Source organism: Streptomyces sp. TLI_146, from assembly GCF_002846415.1.
In the GTDB taxonomy this organism is placed as follows: Bacteria; Actinomycetota; Actinomycetes; order Streptomycetales; family Streptomycetaceae; genus Streptomyces.
The window spans coordinates 1358307-1375977 of the sequence record NZ_PJMX01000001.1 but is presented as its reverse complement, the minus strand read 5'-3'; the positions used below and the strand labels follow the sequence as shown (position 1 = coordinate 1375977).

Here is a 17671-nt window from a genome sequence, read left to right as displayed (position 1 = left end):
GAGCCAAATCGGCTTGCGCGGCGAAGGAGGTGGCTCCGTTCCGGTTAGCTTTCGGGGCACCCTGGGTATTCCCCCGGCTGCGGAAGCGGGCCGTGTGCGCGGAGGGTTCGGGTGGGTCTGAGGGATAGGTCACTCGGCAAGGCTCCTTGAAGGCCTTGCGGGAGAATGGAATTGCCGCTTCACTGAAGCGCGATTCGGGATCCGCGCATCGGCCAATACGGCCGGGAACCAATGCGTGAGGGAAAGTCGAAAGGTCATGGGGATGCAGCGCAAGTTATGCCCGGTCGAAACGATCTACGTGGCGCAGCGGAGCCGTGCCGTGCTCTCCTGCACCGTGCGCGGCGACCTCGACGAGAAGCTGTTCGCCGCGGCGTTCGCCGCCAAGGTCGCCGAGCACCCCTCGCTGCGCTGCCGGATCGCCGTCGAGGACGGGGTCCATGTGCTCCAGCCGATGGCGGCGGACGAACAGCCGAGGCTGCTGATCCGCGACGCCGGGCCCGGCTCCTTCACCGAGGAGTTCAACACCCCGCTGCCCGTCGGCGGCCCGCTGGTGCGGGCGGTGCTGCTGCGCGGCACCGACGAGCACACCGTGATGCTCAGCGTCGACCACACCATCACCGACGGCCACAGCGCCATCGCCCTCCAGAACGCCCTGTGGGACACCTACACCGCACTGTCCGGTGAACTCCCGGACGGCACCGGGGAGTACGGCGAAACCTGGCCGCGCCCCGTCTCCGAACTCCTGCCGCCCGTCTCCGCGCGGGAGGCCGAGGAGTATCTCGCGCGCCGCGTCGAGCGGGCGAAGCAGGCACCCGTCGTCTGTCTGCCGTACGAGGCCGTGGGCACCGAACGCACCCCCGCCGAGCCCGAACTCGCCGTACGGCGTGTGCTGTTGGAGGCCGACGAGACCGCGCGGCTGCTGCGGTTCGCGAAGGCCGAGGGTGTGTCGGTGCACGGCCTGATCGCCGCGGCGGCCCTGACCGCCGTCCGCCACCGGCTCGGCGGCGAGCCCGGCACGCGCACCCTCGGCTGCCTCTCCCCGGTCGATCTGCGCTCCCGGCTCACACCGCCGCTGGAGCGCGAAGTGATGGTGCCCGCGGTCACCTCCTGCCTGGACGTGCTCGAAGTGGCGCACGACGCGGACCCGCTGGCCCTGGCCCGCCTGGTCACGGAGAACCTGCACACGGCCATCGAGCGGGGCGACCCCCTCCAGGAGCTGCACCTGCTGCCGAAGGTCCCGCAGCACCCCGCGCTCCTCGCCACCAGCGTCATCGTGACCAACATGGGCCGTGTCTCCGGGCCGGTGACCCCGGCCGGTCTGGAGGTCACCGACGTACGGCTCGCCCCGGCCCGTGAGAACTACTTCCCCCAGGCCGGGCGCGGCCCCGTGATGGCGTGCGTGGTCTCCTTCGACGACCGGCTCGACATCGAACTGCCCTACAGCGCGGGGTGCTTCACCCACGAGCAGGTGGACGGGATCGGCGCCGCCCTGCACACCACCCTGCTCGCGTTCGCCGCCCACCGCGACGACGCCGAGGGCGCGGTGGCGGTGTCCGCGTGAGGGCCGCGCCGGCCCGGCGCGGCACCCGCCCGCCACGCACCCGTTCGAGCAGACCGAGTCCAGGAGTACTCCCGCGGTGATCACGACGAACGACGCGCAGGCCCCCGTCACCACGGCCCTGCTGCCGCGCGCACAGGCCGGGGACGACCGGGCCATGAACGACATCCTTCTGCACATCGCGCCCTTCGTCGGCCGGCTCTGTCTGCCGATCGCCCAGGGCCACAGCTCCGACGCCGCGCAGGAGGCCATGCTCGCCATCTTCCGCGGCATCCGGGGCCTGCGTGAACCCGAGGCCTTCTACGGCTGGGTCCGCGCGGTCACCGTACGGGAGGCGGTCCGCACCTCGAAACGGCTGAGCCAGGGCCCCACCGACGACCTGACCGACCGCGCCCAGGACGGCAACCCCCTGGACACCGTCCACATCTCCGACGCCATGGACCGGCTGCCCGACCAGCACCGCCAAGTCCTCGTGCTGCGCGCGGTCTACGGCATGAACGAGGAGGAGATGGCGGCGACGCTGGCCCTCCCCGTCGGCACCGTCCGCTCCCGGCTGCACCGCGCCCGCCGCAACTTCCAGAACGCCTGGCACCAGCAGTCGGCGTGACACGTCCTCAGCGCCTGTCTTTGAACCCCCGCCTGCGCAGCGACGAGTGAGCGGGCCGCGGGCCGTCACCCCACCGGGCGGCGGTCGACCGGGGTGACGGGCGTGCGGACGGCGACCGTGGTGCGGCGCGGGCCCGACCACGGGGCGGGCACGGCGTCGATGTCCCGGGCCAGCCAGTACGCCAGCTGCTCGTAGTTGATCCGCCAGCCTCGGAAGTGCGGCCACGCCTCCTCGGGCGTGCGCTCCATCGGAAACCCCTGGTCGGCCATCCGTGCCACACCGTGCAGGAAGTCCTCGTAGGTGAGCTGCAGCGGGTCGTCGGGGTGGGGGTCGCGGTCGTACGGGATGCCCCGCAGATCCGCGATGTCGCGCAGGCAGACGAACCCGGCCCGCAGGGCGAGCCGCACCTCGGCCGTGGGCTGGGAGGGGTTGAAGGCGAGCCGCAGCGCCGCCGCGTCCATCACCGCCAGCAGGGCGATCAGCCAGTTGCGGTTGGCCTTGGGCGAGCGGAAGTGGATCAGGACCGGGTAGGTGGTGTGGCTCTCGCTCACCTCGGCGCTCCACCGCTCCCAGTTGCGGAACAGCTCGGTGAGGCTGTGCAGCAGCTCCACCTGGGCGTAGCGGGCGAGGATCTCCGGCCCCCAGGGCGGGCTGCCCGCGCGCGACTGGAGGAGGGTCACCTCCGTCTCGCGCCGCTGGTAGGCGGCGTAGAGGGTGGGCAGATAGCCGATCTGGAGGCCGATCACCACGGGGCCGGTGGCGGCGGCGCAGAAGTCGATGACGTTGAGCGTGACGCGGGAGCCGCTGGCGAAGCCGAGGGTGAAGAGCGAGGAACCGGACTCCACCATCGCGTCCTGGAACGGCAGCCGGCTGACGGCGGCCTCCAGGAGCGCGTAGCCGACCATGAAGCACGCGAGCCAGCCCATCAGCGTCACCACGATGGCCAGCGGTGCCACCGGGGCGAGTATCCGGTCCTTCGCCTCCGCCTCCGGCAGCCGGTCGGCCACCAGCTGGAACGGCCGCCGGACCAGGCCGTGGACGATCTGGGTGAACCCTGAGCGGGTGGGCCGGGGGATCACCAGGGTGCGCAGCACCGAGGAGAAGATCCCGAGGACGATGACGGCACCCGTGATGCCCTGTAGTACACGCACCGCAGCTCTGTTCCTTCCCGGGTCGTGGGGATCATTCAAGCGCACGACGTGCGAGAACCGTCCCCGGCCCGGTCAGCGGGCCAGCGGGTTCCCGGGCGAGGCACCCGGCCCCGGGTAGTCGGGGTCGTCCTCGGCCCGGGGCAGCGGACGGTGTCCCTCGGACCAGTCGTTGGTCCAGCCGCAGACACCGCAGGCGTACCGGCCGTCGAGCCCGGCCACGCGCGTACCGCACTTTCGGCACTCGGCGTGCGTGATGTCCGGGGTGAACCCCGTGTCCGGTGCGGGAGGCGCGGCGCTGTGAACTCCGCCCGCGCCCCCGGTTGGTGGAGTGATCAACTACCTCTCCAGATCTGCTAAATTTTCGCTTCGCCGCCATCTGGGACGCGGCCAGTTCAGCACCATTTCCGGGGGAGCAAGACTCTTATGAAGCGTACTTTGGCATGCCTTGGCGCCTTCGCCGCCATCACCGTCGGCATGCTCACGGCCAGCCCGTCAGCGCAGGCAGCCTCGGGCTGCACCGACACGACCAAGTACTACGACACCGCCGGCTACTACACCGACATCCCGACCGCCGGCCTGCGCGGCACGACCTCCTGCATCCTGCGCCGCGGCATGAAGAACGACGCCGTCTACGAGCTCCAGGTCACCCTGAACGAGTGCTACGGCCAGAACACGGGCGGCTTCGACGGCGACTTCGGCACGAACACCGAGACGGCCCTGCGCAACGTCCAGCGCGGCCTCGGTCTGTCCGCCGACGGCGTCTACGGCCCCAACACCCGTGACGGCCTCAAGTGGGCCTGGCGCACCATGGCCGGCAACCACCGCTGCCTCACGCTGAGCCAGGCCCCCGGCCCGCTGAGCACCCGCTAGCCCCAGTCGCCCCAAGGGGTACGCCCCTCGGTCCGCCGCCCTCAAGTGGTGGCGGACCGAGGGGCTTTCCGCGTCGAGGGAGCGCCCTCGTACCACCGTACGAGGGCTGTCCGGGGACTGTTCTCGGCCATCGCGCCGAGCCTGCCCGTGGGCGGCCGCCCCGCTCGCTAGGCTGCGCCTGCCGATGCGGTGTGGGTCTCAGGAGATGAGGCGCGATGGGGTGGTCCCTGGGCTGGGCGCGAATGGCGATGACAGGGATCGCCGCGGTGGGGATGGTGGTCGGTGAGGGAGCGCTCGCCCCCGGTGCCGCGCAGAGCGCGCCGGCCGTGGGGTACGGGCGTACGGTCTCCGTCGCCCCGGGTGTCTCCTACCGGAGCTTCACCGTCACCGCGTCCCACGGGCTGACACGTGGTCACCTCGTGGTGGCGGACCTGAGCGACCCGCACGTGAAGGTGGACCTCCTCACACCGGGCGCGGTGGCCGCGCGGGCCAAGGTGACCGCGATGGCCGACGCCCAGGACGCGGTCGCCGCCGTCAACGGGGACTTCTTCAACATAAGCGAGACCCAGCACCCCGGTGTGGAGGCCACCGGCGCCTCCTCCGGCCCGGCCGTCGCGTCCGGCCGCCCGCTGAAGGCCGCCGTTCCCGACGGCCAGCGGTTCGGCCCCACCCTGCCGCCGGGCACCAGCGCCCGGGACGTCCTCGGCGTCGGCCCGGCACGCACCGGGCGCCTCGACCGCCTCACCCTGGAGGGAACCGTCGACACCGGCCGGGGCGGGCTGCGCCTGGCCGGGCTCAACCAGTACGCCCTGCCGGTGGACGGGGTGGGTGCCTTCACCGCCAAGTGGGGGTCCGCTTCCCGGGCGCGCGCCGTGTGCGGCACCGACACCGCGCGCGGCGCGCCGTGCACCAAGGACACGTACGAGGTGACGGTACGGCGGGGCCGCGTCGTCAGCACGTCGACCGACCCGGGCAAGGGGCCGGTCCCCGTCGGCACCTTCGTCCTGGTGGGACGCGAGAAGGGGGCCCAGGCCCTGAGCGCGCTGCGCCCCGGGGACCGGGCCGGGCTCGCCTACCGGCTGCGCGCCCGCCGGGGGCCGCTGGCGTTCGCGGTCGGCGGCATGCCGGTGCTGCGGGCCCGCACACCGCTGAACGGACTCGACGACCTTACGGCCGCCACCCGCACCGGCGCGGGGATCGGCGGCCATGGACACCGTCTCTACCTCATCGCCCTGAACGGCTCGGCCGAGAACGACGCGGGCCTCACCCTCGCCGAACTCGCCCGGCTGATGCGGGACATGGGCGCCGACGACGCTGTCAACCTGGACGGCGGCGGCTCCTCGACGCTGGCCACACGCGGCCCGGACGACCCGGGCGTCGTCGTACGCAACCGGCCGCCGGGAAGCTTCGAACGCGCGGTGGCCAACGGCATCGGGGTCTTCGTCCGGCCCTGAGGGCCTGCTTTGAGACACGGTCGGGATTGAACGGTCCGCCAGCGGCTGACGTAACAACGCGCAAGACACCTACGGGAGTCGATCGCGTCACTCGTTGCCGAGGAGGGAGTCTTCTTGTGAACTGGCGAAAGCGTGCGGCGTGCCGTACCGAGGACCCTGAGCTGTTCTTCCCGACGTACAGCAGGCGTTTCGCGGACCAGCAGCTGGCGGAGGCCAAGGCGGTCTGCCGCAGATGCCCGGTGACCACCGCGTGCCTGGAGTGGGCGCTGTCGAACAACGAGAAGCGCGGAGTGTGGGGCGGGCTCAGCGAGACCGAACTGCGCCGGGCGAGGCGGCGGATGGGTGTGGAGGTCGCCTGAGGTAAGCGGGCCCGGTCGCGCGGTCACCGCCGCGCGACTGAACGCCCGGGGGCGCGGCGCCGTATCAACCGGTCAGTAGCGTGCCGCGCCCGAGGAGGAGCCCGTGCCTTTTCGCCGTCTTCGCCGTCGCCTCCGGGGGACGGCCGCATGGTTGCTCGTCGCCGTGGTGGCGGGCGGACTCGTGTACACCGTCACCAAGAACTCCACGGGGCCGCACGGCGGTTCCGGCCCGATCGGCTCCAGCGGTCCGGCCGGGGCCGCCCGGCGCGCCGACCCGGGGCGCACCCCGGGTGGATGGCAGGACTGGAACCGCTGGCTGCGGGGAGCGGCGGACTTCGTCAACCCCGTGGTCGACGGGCTGTGGGGGCCGGAGCGGATGGCCGGAGCCGCCGAGGGCGAACGGTCCTTCGACGGCAGCGAGATGCCCCGGGGAGTCTCCGACCCCGAGCCGGACGCCGTGGACGCGCGGCCCGTGGCCCGTCCGTACGGCGAGAACGCGCCCACGGCGGGCCGGCTGTTCTTCGACACCCCCAAGGGGCCCGCCGCCTGCTCCGGCACGGTGGTACGCGATCCCGCCCACCCCGGCCGGTCCAACCTGGTGTGGACCGCCGGGCACTGCGTCCACTCGGGCAGGGACGGCGGGTGGCTGAGGAACATCGTGTTCGTACCCGGGTTCGACAAGAGCGCGGCGGGTGGGCGCGGGAGCGCGGCACCGCTGGGGATCTGGTGGGCCGACTGGGCGCAGACCTCCCAGCAGTGGATCGACCGCGGCACCTCCGACGCGGGCGCGGGCGCGGCGTTCGACTTCGCGGTGCTCCACGTACGGCAGGCGGCCGGTGCGACGCGGTCGCTGGAGGAGAGCGTCGGCGCGGCGGCGGACGTGGGCTTCGACGCCGAACTCTCCGGCTCCCGGGGCCCGGTCGACATCGTGGGATACCCGGCGGGCCGCCCCTTCGACGGCTCGTCCCTCTTCCACTGCGCCGGCCGGCCCGGCTCGTTCTCCGTCGCCGCCGACCAGCCCGACATGTACCGCATGGGCTGCACCATGACCGAAGGCTCGTCCGGCGGCGGCTGGCTGGTGCGCCGGGGCGACGGCGCCCTGGTCCTCGTCTCCAACACCTCACTCGGCTCCCGCCCGGCGGCATGGCTGGCGGGACCGCATCTGGGTGCGGACGCGCGGCGCGTACTGACGGATGTGAGCCGGCGGTTCGCCGGTCGTTGACGGGGCGTCGGGTTCTTCCGCGGGGTGCGGATGGGCGGCGCTGCACGGAGGGCCGGTAGAGGGAGGGGTGGCGTTTGCTGACCACCCATCAAAAATGTTCTTTCGCAATCACGGTGAACATCACACCCGTCTCATCCGTACCTAGGACTGCACACCTTCCGCCGATCCCGATCGGCTACGGAACACATCCCAGGAGGCGGCGAGTTGACTCACAGGCGCATACCCAAGCGGCGGGCCGTAATGGCAGGAGCGGGGGCCGCGGGCCTCATCGCGGCGGCCGTACTGCTCCCACGTGCGAACGCGTCACAGGCGCAGCCCGAGACCCCGTCCGGGGCAGTGGCCGGGAAGGCCAACGCGGCCTCGGCGGCAGCCGTGGTGCGTGGCCTGGCCCAGCAGCTCGGCGACGCCTTCGCGGGGTCGTACTACGACGCCGCCAAGCAGCAGGTCGTCGTGAACGTCGCCGGTAACAACAGCAACGCGAACGAGCAGGTGAAGAAGGCCGGGGCGGTGCCGCGCGCGGTCCGCAACAGTGCGGCCCAACTGCGCTCGGCGGCGCACACCCTCGCCCGTACGGCGACCATCCCCGGCACCGCCTGGGCCGTCGACCCCCGGACCAACCGCATCGTGGTCTCGGCGGACCGGACGGTGAAGGGGACGCAGTGGACCAGACTGGAGAAGGCCGTCCGGTCCCTCGGGGCGGACACCGCCCGGATCCAGAAGTCCGCCGGACAGTTCAAGCCGTTCAGCGAGGGCGGTGACGCCATATTCGGCGGCGGCGCACGCTGCTCTCTCGGCTTCAACGTCACCACCCAGGACGGCAAACCGGGGTTCATCACCGCGGGCCACTGCGGTGTCGCGGCCAAGCAGTGGTCGCTGAGCGCGAACGGGGCGCCCGCCGCCACCGTCCAGAAGGCGACCTTCCCCGGCAACGGGGACTTCTCCCTGCTGACGTACGACGACGCCGCCACGCAGGCCCCGAGCGCGGTCGACACGGGTCAGGGGAAGCTGGTCCAGATCACCGGGGCGGCCGACGCGTCCGTGGGCGAGCGCGTCCTGCGCATGGGCAGCACGACCGGTTTGCACGACGGCAAGGTCACCGGTCTCGACGCCACGGTCAACTACCCCGAGGGTACGGTCACCGGTCTGATCCAGACCGACGTCTGCGCCGAGCCGGGCGACAGCGGTGGCTCCTTGTTCACCGCCGACGGCAGCGCGGTCGGGCTCACCTCCGGTGGCAGCGGAAACTGCAAGGCCGGCGGCGAGACGTTCTTCCAGCCCGTCACGACGGCCCTCGCGGCGGTGGGTGCGACGATCGGTGACGGCGGTCAGGGATCCGGCGACGGGGGCCAGGGATCCGGTGGCTCGGGCGGAGACGGTGGTGCGGGTGACACCGGCGGTATGGGCGACGCGGGTGCCTCCGGTGGCGCGGACGCGTCCGGTGGTGCGGACGGTTCGGGACAGCCGGGGAACGGCGTGATCTCGATGGAGCCCGCGCCCGGTTACGGCCGCCAGTGAGACCAGTGGGAGAGGTTCGCTGAGGACGGAGATTCGCTGAGGAGGGAGGTTCACTGAGAACGGAGGCTCGCTGAGAACGAGGTTCGCTGAGGACGGAGAACAACCCGGCTGCCGTTCTGCCGACAGACGGCGGCCGGGTTCTTCCCACGGACGTGGCCACCCCCGCTGAAGGTGCCTCGGCACCGGGGTGGCCACGGCGCGGTGGGGGCGCCGTCCCGTCAGGCGTTCGCGGGTGCGGGAGCCGTGGCGGGGGCGTCCACGGCTTCTGCGGTGGGTGTCTCGGTCTTCTCGGCGGGGGCCGGGTCGCGGTGTGCCGTGTAGAAGACGGATCCCTGCTTGCGCTCACGGTCCAACTCGCCCTTGGCGACGAGCGCTTCGAGCGTGTTGCGGACCACCTGGGGGCTGGTCTTGCGGTCGGGGTGAGTGGTTGTCAGTTCGGTGAGGATGTCGGCGACCGTACGCGGCTCCTGGTGGTCCGCGAAGAGGCCGAGCACCAGCTCACGCAGGGTGGGTCCACTGCTTTCCGTGCTCTTGCCGGTCGGCTTCGTGGCCTGAGCGGCAGCCTTCTTGGGGCTCTTGGCCGCCTTCGTCGCCTTGGCCGCCTTGGCCTGCGGCTTCTCGGCCCGGGGCTTACGGGGCTTGGGCACCGCCGCGACGGTGGGTGTGGCCGCGGGGGCGGCTGCTGCGGCGGGGGCCGGTGCCTTGGCCGGGGGCTGTGCCTTGGTGGTGCGCTTGCGCGTCGCCGCCGGTGCCTGGGCCGCCGCGGCGGCGGGGGTGCCGAGGGTGTGCTGCATGGTTTGCAGCAGACCGTGGTCCCGCTCCAGGGCTTCCAGTTGGTCCTTGAGTGTGTCGAGTTCGGCGCGGATACGTGACTGGTCCTGCTGGTTGGCTTCCAGATCGGCGGTGACACGCGCCGCGTACTGGTCCTTGAGTGTGGTGAAGTCCGGCTCGTCCGCCATGAGAATTCGCTTTCCTCGTGCTGGATGTTGCCGCCGGATGCTACCCATGTATGCGGCGACAGCACAGGTGAGTGCGCACAAGATTCACACGTTGGAGACACCACGGGCCACAAACCGTCGGTTCGCGGTGGGGGTTTGGCGGTGGGTGTCGGCCCGAGGGGCGCACGGGGCGCGCCCTTTTCCGCCGTGCGCTCCCGTACGCCGTACCCATCGGGGAAACGAAGGCGTGGGGCCAGGACGTCAAACAAGTGCACCCGAACGGGGACGGCCCGGGGAGGCCGTGCGGTTACGAGGGGGACACTGTGGGACGCAGGCGGAAGACGCGCGGGTTAACGGTGGTGGTGCTGACAGCGCTGCTGACGGTGGTGCTGCTCGCGGGCACGGTGGCGCCGGGCTTCGCGGCCGGGTTGCCGGGCCGTGCGCAGGGGAGGAGCGCGGAGGCCGGGCCGCCGTTGTCGCCCGGCCCGTCGGCCTCCGCCTCGGGCCCGGCGCCCTCCAAGTCCAAGGAGAAACCGCCCCCTTCGAAGCCACCGTCGTCACCACCGGATCTGGAGGAGCCCGGCCCCTCGGTGTCCAAGCCGTCGCCGTCCACTCCGTCGCAGCCCAAGCCCTCCAAGTCCACGGCGGGGCCGACCAAGCCCACCCCTTCCACCCCGGCCAGCCCTTCCACCCCTGTGATCCGTCCTCCCGTGGCTCCCGAGCTGTCGGTTCCCGCGAAGGTCGAGCAGGGCAAGGTCCTGGTCGTGTCCGGCAAGCACTTCGCCTGCGGGTCGGGCGACGGCGAGGGCACGAAGGCGGGCCCGCTCACGCTGACCGGTGACATACCGGCACCGATCCCCGGCCGGACCGACGCGTCCGGCACGTTCTCGCAGCCGATCAAGATTCCCGAGAAGGCGCCCCTGGGCGTGTACGAGGTGGTCGCGACCTGCGACGCGCGCCCTTCCGTGACCGCGCCGGCCTCATATGAAGTGGTGGCGGCCAAGGTCGTACAGCCGCCGCTCCCCACCCCGGCCCTCACCCTCGCGCGCGCTTCCGGGCCGCCCGGGACCACGGTGGGTGTCTCCGGCGAGGGGTTCCTGTGCCGGGGCCCGGCCCGCCTCCTGTGGGACGGGGCCGACCTCCCGGGCACCGGCGCGACGCCCGCGGCGGACGGCAAACTGTCCGCCTCCTTCGTCGTGCCGGCCGGTGCCGGTGCCGGTACGTACAAGGTGACGGCGACCTGCGAAGCGGCGCCCGCGGGCGCCAGGGCCACGGGGACGGTTCCGGCGGTGGCCGCCCCCGCGAGCGTCGAAGCCTCGCAGACCTTCACGGTGACCCAACCGGTCATCACCCCGCCGCCATCGGGGAAGTACGAGATCACCATCCACCTGACCGACTACCCGGCCGTCTGCACCTGGGGCAGGATCCTGGTCGGCGGCAAGGGCCTGCTCGACCCGTGGTTGGACGCCGACTCGTACAAGGGCGACGCCGAGCCGGGGCACTGGAGGTTCATCGATCTCCATGCCTACATCCCCCCGGACATGAAGGGCCGCCAGCCCGTGGACCTCGACTGTCCCGAGCGCGCGGTGGAACGGGCGGGGACCATCGACCTCCCGCCCGAGCCGTTCACGGCGTTCTTCCTGCCCCAGGGCTCACCGGTCGAGCACCACTCCGAGGGCAGTACCGGCGTGCTGCCCAGGCCCACGCTGCCGGGGTTCACACCGCTCCTTCCCACCCCTTCCGCCTCCGGCACACCGGACCCCAGCCCGACCTCCTCGGACAACGTGAACGGCACACCCGACCCCGACCCCGACCCGAGCCCCGGGCCGAGCGAGCACCCGCAGAAGGCGAAGACGGGTGGGGGCCATGACCGTCCGGCCGGGCTGGTGGGCAGTATGCGTACCCCGGCGGAAGTGTCCTGGGCGCTCAAGGACATCGCGGGATCGGTGGGTATGGCCGTCTGGTTCCTGCTGCTCGTGCTCCTGCTGGAGAAGGCGTTCCCCTCGCAGCTGGCGGACAACGCGCTGAGCCGCTGGTGGCACCGGCGCCGTGCGGAACGGGACGCACGGGCGGGCGCGACGCTGCCGGGCTGGCTGCGGATGGGCTCCTTCGCCCTGCTCGGCGGAGCGCTCGTCGTCTGGGCCGACGCCACGACCCATTGGAGTGGGCCCACCGTGGCGAAGGCGCTGGGTGCGGCGGTCGGCACACTGCTGATCCTGGTGACGTACGAGAAGACGAAGGACTCGCTGCTGCGCCCCGGGCGGGGCGGTGTACGGGCCGAGCTGCGGGTGGTTCCGGCGGGCCTGGTCCTCGCGGTTCTGATGGCGGCGCTCTCGCGCGGCCTGGCGTTCCCGGTCCCGTACGTCTACGGCCTGGTGGCGGTCTATGTGGTGCTCGGCGCCGTGCCGCCCGGCTCGCGCAACGCCATGCCGAAGGGGCAGGCGGTGCTGGTCGGCGGTATCTGCGTCCTCAGTGCCGCACTGCTGGTGTGGGTCCTCGGCACCCCGCTGATCGAGTCGGGCCGCACCGCCCCGCCCGGAAGCCTCCACCAGGTGCTCGCCTACACGGTCGCTCTGATGGTCGTCGGCGGCATAGAGGTCGTGGTGTTCGGGATGCTGCCGCTCTCCGGCATGGACGGCCACGCCCTGAAGAGCTGGAGCAAACCGGCGTGGTACGCGCTGTATCTGCTCGCCCTGACCCTGTTCTTCCACGTCCTGCTGCACTCCGTGCACCCCGGCTTCGGCCCGGGATTCGTGGTCTCGAAGGATCTGCGCTGGTGCACCCTGGCCATCGCCACCGCCCTGTTCGCGGCGGCGTGGGTGTTCTCGCTGGGCCTGCGCAGGCACGTGGCGAGGCTGGAACGCAGGGCCGCGGCGGCGGTGGGCTGAGCGTGGGGCACGGCGAGCACCGGAACACCTCCTGCCGGTGCTCGCCGTCACCGGAGCGGCGGTGTGCGCGGTGTGGGGGCCGCGTCGATGATGGGAGTCCTGTGCCGTGTACGTATACGAGAGACGGGACCCAGCGATGCCGCAGGATCGAGCGGGTGGACCGGCCGAGCCGTCGTCCCCGGAAGCGGGTCGGGCCTGGTCCGGGCACGAGGGTGCGGAGGCGTTCGCGGCGGTGGAGGCGGGGACCGACTGGCTGCTCGGCTACCCGTTCGTGTTCAAGGCCCTGGCCGGGGCGGGCAAGGTGCTCCTCGACTTCGGCTGTGGGCCGGGCCGCGTCGCCGCACAGGCGGCCCGGGCGCTCGGGATGCGGATCATCGGTGTGGACGCCTCCCCGGACATGCTCGCGCTGGCCCGGAAGGAGGGCACACCCGGAGCCGAGTACCACCTGGTCGCGGACGGCCGGGTGGGCGGGCTGCCGGACGCCTGCGCGGACGCGGCGATGTGCAACCACGTGCTGGCGTCGCTGCCCGACGAGCGGACGGTGCTGGAGGTGTTCACCGAGATCCACCGCCTGCTCCGGCCCGGGGCGCCGTTCGCGCTGCTCACCACGGACCCGGCTTGCGCAGGCATCGAGTACGCGTCGCTGCGGGTGGGCGAGCCGGGTGTCACGTACGGCCCCGGCGAGCCCCTGCCCGTAAGACTGCGGCGTACGGACGGGACGTGGCAGTCCGTGCGGAACCAAGCGTGGCCGGTGGAGACGTTTCCGCCGCTGCTGGAACGGGTCGGCTTCGCCGCGGTGGCCCAGCACCATCCGACACCCGACGAGGCGGTGGGGGTGGCCGACCCGGAGCATGTGCGCGGCCGCGACTGGTCCGCCGAGCAGCTGCGGCCCCCGCTGGTGGTCACCACCGCGGTCAAGCGCTGACGACGGCCACCGCGCGGCGCGTCCGCGGCCACACTGGCCGCCGGGCGCGCCGCGTTTCGTCTGCCCCCGCCCGGGCGGCGGATGGCTCAGGCATCACGGATTCCGCGAATCGGACAACTCCGGCTGGAGGAACGTCGGTTGGCCAGAGGCGAGGAGCCTGAAACGCCGTTCGTCATCGTCTTCCAGTAGGACGCGAGTACACCTCAAGCGCACTAGTCTCACTCGCTCAAGCTGAACATCTTTTTGGACGGGGAGCACATGAACGACAGGACGAAGAAGCTGGGCGGCATGGCTTCGGCGGTGGGTCTGCTGGCGGCCGGTGTGATGCTGGGCGTCGCTCCGACGGCGAACGCGGCGGTCGGCCCGACGGGGTGCAGCGCGTACGTCTCGCACACCAACGACCATGTGGCCGTGGGCTGGTGTTCGCACGGCAACGGAACCTGGTACGTACAGGCCAAGTGTGCCGGTCCCGGCAGGGTGAACGGCCCGTACAAGGGCGACGAGGGGTACCGCAAGCTCGGCCGCGAGAAGGCGTCCACGCTCAACTGCGGTACGTCCGGCTACCCGCTGGAGATGAAGGTCGTCAACGTCAAGCCGTAAGACGACGGTTCCGGCGGGCTGCCGGGACAGGGCGGACCCCCGGGCATGCCGCCGGACAGCGGCACGCGCGGGGGTCTCCCTCACGAACTCAGGAGGTCTCGGGCCTCCCCGCCGTGGGCGGTGCGGCGCGGAGCGCGGGCATGGGCGTGGCGAGTTGGGTCCAGCCTTCGTCCCAGATGAAGGTCATGCCGTTGGTGTCGCCATGGGTCTGGTAGACCGTGCCGTCGGTGGTGACCACCTTGATCCACGTGTCGTTGCCGTGCGAATCGATGGCGATCCCGCAGGCATGGGCCGGGTATCTCGGGTTGTCGGCGTTGGTCAGATCGGTCCAGACGATCGCACCGCCCGGTGCCGACTGCCGGCCGGCGAACGCCTTCCCGTTGACGAGTACCGCGCTGAAGGTCTCGGTGCTCGACGGGGCGTTGCTGTCGATCTCGGTGCACGGTCCGGTCGGCCCGGTGGGACCCGTCGGTCCCGTCGGCCCGGTCGCCCCGGTGGGACCCGTGGGTCCGGGGGGTCCCTTCGGGCCCTGCGGTCCAGGCGGGCCCTGCTGGCAGTGGTCGTCGTCGCCGCCCATGGCGGGGCGCGCGGACTTCGCGTCGGGCCAGTGGGCGGGTCGGCAGTGGTCGTCGTCTCCACCCCTGCCGTCTTCGCCGGGCGCGACCGATGTGCCCACGCTCTGAGGCGCGGCAGCCGCCGCCGGTCCGGCCACACCGGCCAGCACAAGGGTGAGTGACGCGACGGCGCTTCCGGCGAGCCACTTGCCACGCTTCGGCAGCGGACCGAGCCGTGACCCCGACCTGTAGTCAGAATTCACTTACTTGCTCCCTCTTCGGAAAGGTCTGGTGCGTTCCACGAACGCATTCGGAGACATCCCCGTTCGGAAGGGGTCGGTTCGCCCCGATCCCGCAGAACACGCAGAGGGGTAAGTGGTTCGGAGTAGTGAAACCACTCGGGTGGGTCAGTGCGGCGCTGCCGCGCAGGCCTCCGCGTACGCCAGAACGGGCGGCCCTTCCCCCGCTCCGGCGTGGGTGACGCGGGCAGCCGACGCGTGGGTGTCACAGTGGGCCGCTGTTCGAACGACGCACCGGAACGGGTGGGTGATGCCGTGAAGCCGTCCATTTGTCTCTGCATGATCGTCAAGAACGAGGCGCGGGTCATCGAGCGCTGTCTCGCCTCGGTACGCGACCTGATCGACACCTGGGTCATCTCCGACACCGGGTCCACCGACGGCACGCAGGAGCTGATCCGGGCCGCTCTCGACGGCGTCCCGGGCGAGCTGTGGGAAGAGCCCTGGGTGAACTTCGGCCACAACCGCACCCTCAACCTCGCGCACGCCCGGAACAAGGCCGACTACCTGCTGCTGCTCGACGCGGACCTGGTGGTCCGCCAGGACGGCCCGCTCCCGGACCTCACCGCGGACGCGTACATGCTGCGCCACGAGGGCGACACCTCGTACCGCATCAAGCGCCTGGTCCGCGCGGACTTCGACTGGTACTACGAGGGCGTCACCCACGAATACCTCACCTGCGACCGGACGACCGGGCAGGAGAACCTCGACGCACTGGCGATCCGCGATTTCGCCGACGGCGGGTCGCGCCACGACAAGTTCGAACGCGACGCACGGCTGCTCGGCGCCGAGCTGGAACGCGACCCGGACAACCACCGAACCGTCTTCTACCTGGCCCAGACCATGCGCGACATGGGCAGGACCGACGAGGCGATCCGTCTCTACCAGCGCCGCGCCGAGATGGGCGGCTGGGTGGAGGAGGTGTACTACGCACTGCTCCAGGTGGGTGTCCTGCGCGCGGAGAGCGGTGACTGGCCGTCCGCGATGGACGCTCTCGTACGGGCCTGGGAGGTCCGCCCGGAGCGGCTGGAGGCCTGCTACGAGCTGGCGTCGAGGCTGCGCACGATGGGCCGTCACCAGTCGGCACACGCGTTCGTCTGCGCGGGTCTGGACCGCGCCGCACCGCAGGACATCCTGTTCACCCAGCCCTGGGTGTACCGGTGGGGGCTGCTGTTCGAGTTCTCCATCACGGCCTACTGGACCGGTGACTTCGCGGCTTCCCTGCGGGCCTGCGACCGGCTCCTCGCCCTGCCGGACCTGCCCGAGCTCTACCGGAAGCAGACCCGGGCCAACCGCCGGTTCGCCGAGGAGCGGCTGGCGGGTGCGGCGGCCAGGGCTGCGGCGGGTCGTGGGGCGGGTGCGGCCGTGCCCGCGCCCTGAGCCGCGCCCTCATCCCAAGCGTTCGATCGCCACCATCGCGGCATCGTCCCCCAGGCAGTGCCCCGCCGCGTGGCTGAGCAGGTCGTCGCAGAGGTGGCTGAGCAGGGCGCGGGGGCCCGTTCCCGGCCAGGCGGCCAGGCGTTCCGCCAAGGGGTAGAACGTGCCCGTCTCGTCGCGTGCCTCGATGACGCCGTCCGTGTAGAGCAGCATGATGTCGCCCGCCTCGAAGGCGAAGGTCTCCGCGGCGAACGTCTGCGCCGCGAGGCCGGGCTCCACGAGCTCCGAGAGGCCCAGCGGCGGTGCCGGATGGGTCACGTCGAGGCGGATGACCCGGCCGCCGCGCAGAAGCAGCGGCGGCGGGTGTCCGCAGTTGACCAGGCCGAGCGTCTGGCGGTCGTCGGGTACGTCGAGCACCGCCGCGGTGATGAACGCTTCGCCCCGGTCGTCGCCCCCGCCGGCGTCCTCGACGCAGGCGTCCTGCAGGTCCGGGGCGACGGCGCCTTCGAGGTAGGCCACGAGGCCGGAAAGCTCGGCCTCCTGGTGGGCCGAAGCCCGGAAGGCGCCCAGGACGACGGCCGCGTCCCCCACGGCCTCCAGGCCCTTGCCGCGTACGTCGCCGATGAGCAGCCGGGTTCCGCGGGCGGTGCGGGCGACGGCGTACAGATCACCGCCGATCTGCGCCTCCGCCTCCGCCTCCGCCGCCAGGTACACCGACGCCATGCGCAACGGCCCGATCCGCTCCCGCAGCGGCCGCAGCACCACCTGCTGGGCGGCCTCGGCCACCGAGCGCAGTTGGACGAGCTCCTTCTCGCGCACCTCGCGCAGTTGGGCGAAGAGCGTCACGAACACCGAGATGAGGATCAGCGAGACGATCTGGACCGAGTGGTTGAGGTCGGTGGCGCTGCTGCGCACCATCGCCACCACGACCTGCGCGAGTACGGCGACCGCACCCACGAACCCCGTGGTCCGCGGCCCGGCGAAGGAGGCGGTGAGGGCGGGCGCGGCCACCAGGAACGGTCCGAGGTGGACGTCGGACGGAGCCAGGATGTCGCCCACCGTGACGAACGCGATCAGGGCGATCGGCGCCGCGAGCAGTGCGTGGCGCAGTCGGTGGTACGGGTGGCGCCGCGCGTTCAGTGCCCGAAGATCCATGACTCCTGCTTACACCGCACCACGGCCCGCGTCCCCTAAGCCCGGCCGACACGAACGTGAAGTCGCGACGGACAGGGGGAGGGTGGATGGGTGAACCAGCGGATACGAGGGGGAGCGGGGCCACTGCCGTCCGGCCCCGCTCCCTCGTACCGTGACGCGCCCGCGCCGGGCGTCACCAGCGCGTGGTCTCCCCGATGAAGTC

16 protein-coding genes are annotated in these 17671 nt (G+C 71.9%); 11 read left to right on the top strand and 5 right to left on the bottom strand.

What is annotated here, in order from left to right; all coding sequences use genetic code 11:
* Nucleotides 1-262 precede the first annotated feature (262 nt).
* On the top strand, nt 263-1561 hold the full coding sequence (locus BX283_RS06370; RefSeq protein ID WP_257582094.1) for a condensation domain-containing protein: 1299 nt from the start codon (nt 263-265) through the stop codon (nt 1559-1561).
* A gap of 76 nt (nt 1562-1637) precedes the next feature.
* Nucleotides 1638-2165, top strand: coding sequence for an RNA polymerase sigma factor (locus BX283_RS06365; RefSeq protein ID WP_101386669.1), 528 nt, complete (start codon nt 1638-1640; stop codon nt 2163-2165).
* Between the two features lie 65 nt (nt 2166-2230).
* Here the strand turns inward: BX283_RS06365 and BX283_RS06360 are convergent, their stop codons facing one another.
* Together BX283_RS06360 and BX283_RS06355 are read right to left on the bottom strand one after the other, a co-directional pair.
* Nucleotides 2231-3316 carry a hypothetical protein gene (locus BX283_RS06360; RefSeq protein ID WP_101386668.1) on the bottom strand — a complete coding sequence of 362 codons (1086 nt, stop codon included), beginning with the start codon at nt 3314-3316 and terminating at the stop codon, nt 2231-2233.
* Between the two features lie 72 nt (nt 3317-3388).
* Nucleotides 3389-3535, bottom strand: a complete 147-nt coding sequence (locus tag BX283_RS06355; protein WP_373979147.1) for a hypothetical protein — start codon at nt 3533-3535, stop codon at nt 3389-3391.
* A gap of 204 nt (nt 3536-3739) precedes the next feature.
* On the opposite strand from BX283_RS06355, the gene BX283_RS06350 reads away from it, so the two are divergent.
* The 5 genes from BX283_RS06350 to BX283_RS06330 all read left to right on the top strand — a co-directional run bounded on the left by BX283_RS06350 (nt 3740) and on the right by BX283_RS06330 (nt 8736).
* Nucleotides 3740-4186 (top strand): peptidoglycan-binding protein, encoded by a 447-nt coding sequence (locus tag BX283_RS06350; RefSeq protein WP_101386667.1) that lies wholly within the window; start codon nt 3740-3742, stop codon nt 4184-4186.
* Between the two features lie 215 nt (nt 4187-4401).
* The gene (locus BX283_RS06345) at nt 4402-5640 is read left to right on the top strand and encodes a phosphodiester glycosidase family protein (RefSeq protein WP_257582090.1); all 1239 of its coding nucleotides are present in this window, start codon (nt 4402-4404) and stop codon (nt 5638-5640) included.
* A gap of 116 nt (nt 5641-5756) precedes the next feature.
* On the top strand, nt 5757-5999 hold the full coding sequence (locus BX283_RS06340; protein ID WP_101386666.1) for a WhiB family transcriptional regulator: 243 nt from the start codon (nt 5757-5759) through the stop codon (nt 5997-5999).
* Between the two features lie 151 nt (nt 6000-6150).
* Nucleotides 6151-7221, top strand: a complete 1071-nt coding sequence (locus tag BX283_RS06335; protein WP_101386665.1) for a serine protease — start codon at nt 6151-6153, stop codon at nt 7219-7221.
* 240 nt (nt 7222-7461) lie between these two features.
* Complete coding sequence (locus BX283_RS06330; RefSeq protein ID WP_101386664.1) at nt 7462-8736, top strand: S1 family peptidase; 1275 nt, start codon at nt 7462-7464, stop codon at nt 8734-8736.
* Nucleotides 8737-8954: 218 nt separating this feature from the next.
* On the opposite strand, the gene BX283_RS06325 is transcribed toward BX283_RS06330, so the two are convergent.
* Complete coding sequence (locus tag BX283_RS06325) at nt 8955-9695, bottom strand: hypothetical protein (protein ID WP_180357076.1); 741 nt, start codon at nt 9693-9695, stop codon at nt 8955-8957.
* Nucleotides 9696-10030: 335 nt separating this feature from the next.
* Here BX283_RS06325 and BX283_RS06315 point away from each other — a divergent pair, with 335 nt between their 5' ends.
* From BX283_RS06315 to BX283_RS06305, 3 genes are all read left to right on the top strand, one after another.
* Nucleotides 10031-12562, top strand: coding sequence for an FGLLP motif-containing membrane protein (locus tag BX283_RS06315; RefSeq protein ID WP_143676392.1), 2532 nt, complete (start codon nt 10031-10033; stop codon nt 12560-12562).
* A 136-nt stretch (nt 12563-12698) separates the two neighbouring features.
* The gene (locus tag BX283_RS06310) at nt 12699-13487 is read left to right on the top strand and encodes a class I SAM-dependent methyltransferase (protein WP_101386661.1); all 789 of its coding nucleotides are present in this window, start codon (nt 12699-12701) and stop codon (nt 13485-13487) included.
* A 258-nt stretch (nt 13488-13745) separates the two neighbouring features.
* Nucleotides 13746-14087 (top strand): hypothetical protein, encoded by a 342-nt coding sequence (locus tag BX283_RS06305; protein WP_101386660.1) that lies wholly within the window; start codon nt 13746-13748, stop codon nt 14085-14087.
* A gap of 88 nt (nt 14088-14175) precedes the next feature.
* Here BX283_RS06305 and BX283_RS40520 read toward each other — a convergent pair whose 3' ends face one another.
* A complete protein-coding gene (locus BX283_RS40520) occupies nt 14176-14904 on the bottom strand; it encodes a hypothetical protein (protein ID WP_180357075.1) in 729 nt (242 codons plus the stop codon).
* Nucleotides 14905-15219: 315 nt separating this feature from the next.
* Here BX283_RS40520 and BX283_RS06295 point away from each other — a divergent pair, with 315 nt between their 5' ends.
* A complete protein-coding gene (locus BX283_RS06295; RefSeq protein WP_101386658.1) occupies nt 15220-16317 on the top strand; it encodes a glycosyltransferase in 1098 nt (365 codons plus the stop codon).
* Between the two features lie 9 nt (nt 16318-16326).
* Here BX283_RS06295 and BX283_RS06290 read toward each other — a convergent pair whose 3' ends face one another.
* A complete protein-coding gene (locus BX283_RS06290; protein WP_101386657.1) occupies nt 16327-17469 on the bottom strand; it encodes a PP2C family protein-serine/threonine phosphatase in 1143 nt (380 codons plus the stop codon).
* Nucleotides 17470-17671 lie beyond the last annotated feature (202 nt).

Bases quoted from the DNA above. Each gene is read 5' to 3' on its own strand.
- BX283_RS06290 (WP_101386657.1), bottom strand. From the start codon at position 17,469: ATGGATCTTCGGGCACTGAACGCGCGGCGCCACCCGTACCACCGACTG.
- BX283_RS06305 (WP_101386660.1), top strand. From the start codon at position 13,746: ATGAACGACAGGACGAAGAAGCTGGGCGGCATGGCTTCGGCGGTGGGT.
- BX283_RS06345 (WP_257582090.1), top strand. From the start codon at position 4,402: ATGGGGTGGTCCCTGGGCTGGGCGCGAATGGCGATGACAGGGATCGCC.
- BX283_RS06310 (WP_101386661.1), top strand. From the start codon at position 12,699: ATGCCGCAGGATCGAGCGGGTGGACCGGCCGAGCCGTCGTCCCCGGAA.
- BX283_RS06295 (WP_101386658.1), top strand. From the start codon at position 15,220: ATGATCGTCAAGAACGAGGCGCGGGTCATCGAGCGCTGTCTCGCCTCG.
- BX283_RS06330 (WP_101386664.1), top strand. From the start codon at position 7,462: ATGGCAGGAGCGGGGGCCGCGGGCCTCATCGCGGCGGCCGTACTGCTC.
- BX283_RS06370 (WP_257582094.1), top strand. From the start codon at position 263: ATGCAGCGCAAGTTATGCCCGGTCGAAACGATCTACGTGGCGCAGCGG.
- BX283_RS06325 (WP_180357076.1), bottom strand. From the start codon at position 9,695: ATGGCGGACGAGCCGGACTTCACCACACTCAAGGACCAGTACGCGGCG.
- BX283_RS06350 (WP_101386667.1), top strand. From the start codon at position 3,740: ATGAAGCGTACTTTGGCATGCCTTGGCGCCTTCGCCGCCATCACCGTC.